Below are 275 nucleotides of genomic sequence, written 5' to 3'. Positions count from 1 at the left end.
GCTCCTAGTGCCAAGGCATCCACCGTACGCCCTTTCTACCTTGATCTAGCGTTTCTAAGACACACGGTCCGAACGGACCATGCATATTTTTCTTGGTTTGATGTCTTGATGAATCTTCAGTTTTCAAAGAACAATCGAGGGACGAACCCTCAAAACTGAACGATGGGCAATGCCACATGGGCATTTTCCTTAGAAAGGAGGTGATCCAGCCGCACCTTCCGATACGGCTACCTTGTTACGACTTCACCCCAATCATCTGTCCCACCTTCGGCGGC

Annotated in this window: 1 rRNA gene; it reads right to left on the bottom strand. The window is 49.8% G+C overall.

The features are described 5' to 3' along the window. Positions 1–193 precede the first annotated feature (193 nt). Positions 194–275: ribosomal RNA gene (locus EVJ20_RS15100) — 16S ribosomal RNA — on the bottom strand; the annotation flags it as partial.

Origin of the sequence: Exiguobacterium sp. SH0S1, from assembly GCF_004337165.1 — a bacterium.
Taxonomy (GTDB): Bacteria; Bacillota; Bacilli; order Exiguobacteriales; family Exiguobacteriaceae; genus Exiguobacterium; species Exiguobacterium aurantiacum_A.
This window is presented reverse-complemented; position numbering and strand designations above follow the sequence as displayed.